Annotated in this window: 3 protein-coding genes and 1 pseudogene; 2 read left to right on the top strand and 2 right to left on the bottom strand. The window is 67.1% G+C overall.

Annotation, left to right across the window (positions count from 1 at the left end):
• Window positions 1–230: hypothetical protein (locus tag IG178_RS20260; protein WP_193214408.1), on the bottom strand; the 230-nt coding region annotated here is incomplete at its 3' end.
• An 89-nt stretch (window positions 231–319) separates the two neighbouring features.
• Window positions 320–1,642 (bottom strand): NAD(P)/FAD-dependent oxidoreductase, encoded by a 1,323-nt coding sequence (locus IG178_RS20255; protein WP_226895630.1) that lies wholly within the window; start codon window positions 1,640–1,642, stop codon window positions 320–322.
• Window positions 1,643–1,799: 157 nt separating this feature from the next.
• Between IG178_RS20255 and IG178_RS20250 the strand changes: the two genes are divergently transcribed.
• Both IG178_RS20250 and IG178_RS20245 read left to right on the top strand, forming a co-directional pair.
• Window positions 1,800–2,504: a TetR/AcrR family transcriptional regulator gene (locus IG178_RS20250; RefSeq protein WP_193214407.1), complete on the top strand. Its 705-nt coding sequence runs from the start codon at window positions 1,800–1,802 to the stop codon at window positions 2,502–2,504.
• A 12-nt stretch (window positions 2,505–2,516) separates the two neighbouring features.
• Window positions 2,517–2,808, top strand: a pseudogene (locus tag IG178_RS20245) (TolC family protein); the annotation flags it as partial.

Below are 2,808 nucleotides of genomic sequence, written 5' to 3'. Positions count from 1 at the left end.
CGGTTGGCGCCGGCTTCCGACTTGTCGCGGGAGGCGCGGGCACGGCGGCTGCCGGCGGCCGCCTCGTCCCCGGCGGCGTCGCGGGCGCCCAGCTTGCTCGGCAGGTTGCCGTCGGCGGACGCGGTGGCACCGGCGGCGGCCGCATCGGGAGCGGACAGGCGGCCGGCGATGAAGGCTCCGGAGCTGGCAAGGAGAAGGGCTCCGGCGAGGGTGAGGTTTTTCGAGCTCATGGGAAGATGCTGCGTTAGCGTCGCGGGGCGGGGGATTCGTTCAAGGAGAGGGACAAAGTCGCCGCGCTGCGGGGGATGGCAAGCCGGGACTATTCCCGGTCCGGCGAGACGATTCCCGGCGGGTAGACGATGATCCGCGCGACCGGGTTGTTGCGGAGGTAGGCGAAGGCCCAGCCGAGGAGGACCGACAGGCGGTTGCGGAAGCCGATCAGGAAGGCGATGTGGATCAGCAGCCAGGCGAACCAGGCGATCAGGCCGCGCAGCTTCATGGCCCCGGATTTCACCACCGCGTGATTCTTGCCGATGATCGCCATGATGCCCTTGTCGAGGTAGCGGAACTGCGGCCGCAGCTGGTGCTTGTTGGCCGCGAAGCGGGTGCCTTCGAGCCGGCGCTCCTCCTTCAGCAGCTTGGCGATGTGGCGGCCCATCTGGGTGGCGGCGGGGGCCACGCCGGGCACGGGCTTGTCGGCGGCGTCCTTCATGCGGACGAGATCGCCGGCGACGAAGATGTCGGGCAGGCCGGGGAGCGAGAGGTCGGGGTTCGGCGTCACCCGCCCGGCGCGGTCGGCCAGCGGCACGCCGAGCTGGGCCGTCAAGGGCTGGGCCTCCACCCCGGCGGCCCAGATGATGGCCCCGGCCTCGAGGCGGGTGCCGTCGTTGAAGTGAAGTTCCGAGGGCCGGACCTCGTCGACCCGCATGCCGGTCCACACCTCGACCCCGATGTCCTTGAGATGGTCGCGGGCGTAGTCGCTTTGGTCGGCGTCGAAGGCCTCGAGAACCCGCTCCGAGGCCTCGATCAGGACCACCCGCAGCTTCGAGGTGTCGATGCGGCGGTAGTTGGTCTTCAGGCAGCGGTGGACGAGGTCGGCGAAGGCGCCGGCCAGCTCGACCCCGGTCGGCCCCCCGCCGACGATGGCGATGGTCATCAGCCGCTGGCGTTCGGCGGCGTCGGTGGTGATCTCGGCTTGTTCGAGGTTCGACAGCACGGTGCGCCGCACCGCCTGGGCGTCGGCCAGCGACTTGAGGCCCAGGGTGTGCTGCTCCCACTCCCGCTTGCCGAAGAAGGAGGTCCGGGCGCCGGCGGCAAGCAGCAGGTAGTCGAAGTCGTAGCTCGTCCCCGACTGGCCGCGGGCGGTTCTCGCGGCAGGATCGATCGTGGTGATCTGATCCATCAGCACCGTCACGTTCGGGGCGTCGGCGAGGATCTGGCGGATCGAGCGGGCGATGTCCGGCGCTGCCAGCGACGCCGTCGCGACCTGGTAGAGCAGCGGCTGGAACAGGTGGTGATTGGTGCGGTCGACCAAGGTCACCTCGAAGCGAGAGTCTCCTGCCAGGGTTTGCGCGCATTTCAGCCCGGCGAAACCGCCGCCAATGATCAAAACCCGGCTTACCTTCGATCCGCTTGTTGCCATGTGCTTAACTTTGCAGAAGCCGGAAACTTTACAACCGGAGCTTGTGAAAATTTTCACAAGCTCGTAAACCACACAATAAGAGCGGGATATGGGTTTTTGTGGATTCGTCTTTGAATCAAGCGTTTGACACGCTCGCGAGCTGAATCATGGTTGTCGCATGAGTGCGATCGCAGGGGATTCAAAGGTGGCGACCAAGCAGCGTTTGATCGAGGCCGCCGAGGCATTGTTTGCGGATGAAGGCTTTGACCGGGTGTCGGTCCGCGACATCACCACCAAAGCGTCGGCCAACGTGGCGGCGGTGAATTACCACTTTGGCAGCCGCGAAGGCCTGGTGGCCGTCGTGATGGCGCGCTACATCAACCCGGTCAACGAGGAGCGGCTGGCACGGCTGGATGCGATCGAGAAGCGCGCGGCCGGCAAGCCGGTTGCCGTCGAGGAGTTGCTGGAAGCCTTCGTGCGGCCCTTCGCCACCCAGGTCCGCCGCTCGGAGCTGTCGGAGAAGCTTTTCTTCAAGCTGATGGGCCGGATGTTCGGCCAGCAAGGCTGCGACCTGCCGCCGGTGGTGGAATCGGTCTTCACCACGATGCTAACCCGTTTCCACAAGGCCTTTGGCAAGGCCTTGCCGGGGTTGGCCACCGAGGACATCTGGTGGCGCATGCACCTGATGGCCGGCGCGATGATCCACACCATGGCCCACGCGGAATCGTTGCAGCGCTTTTCCGGCGGGGACAGCGGCAATCCGACGCTGGAGCAGACCCTCTCACGCTTCATCCGCTTCGCATCCGCGGGGATGCGGCAGGGCTTGGAGGAGATCCAGGAAGAGCCGAAGCCCAAGGGGCCGCAGGTTGAGTTTCCTTTCTAACCGAGATCCCGGATGTCGCCCTCCCGCGCCAGTGTCGTCGTCGCGACGGCTTTGTTAGCGAGCTGCGCCCTGCAGTCGCCCTCGTCCCGTCTGGACGAGGCCGGCGAGGTGCCCGGCAGCTGGTCGGCGACCCGCGAGGCGAAGGCGGGGGTGGACCATCGCTGGGTGCGGAAAATCGGCGGAGGCGAGCTTGCCTCGCTGGTCGACGAGGCGCTGCGCGCCAATCCGGACCTGAAAGCCTCGGCGGCCCGGGTCGACCAGGCGGCCGCAGTGGCCAAGGTGGCCGGCTCGGAGCGCTACCCGA

The sequence above is a fragment of the Neoluteolibacter marinus genome (assembly GCF_014904755.1).
Classification (GTDB): Bacteria; Verrucomicrobiota; Verrucomicrobiia; order Verrucomicrobiales; family Akkermansiaceae; genus Haloferula; species Haloferula marina.
The sequence above is the reverse complement of the archived record's forward strand: the minus strand, read 5'-3'. Positions and strand labels throughout refer to the sequence as shown.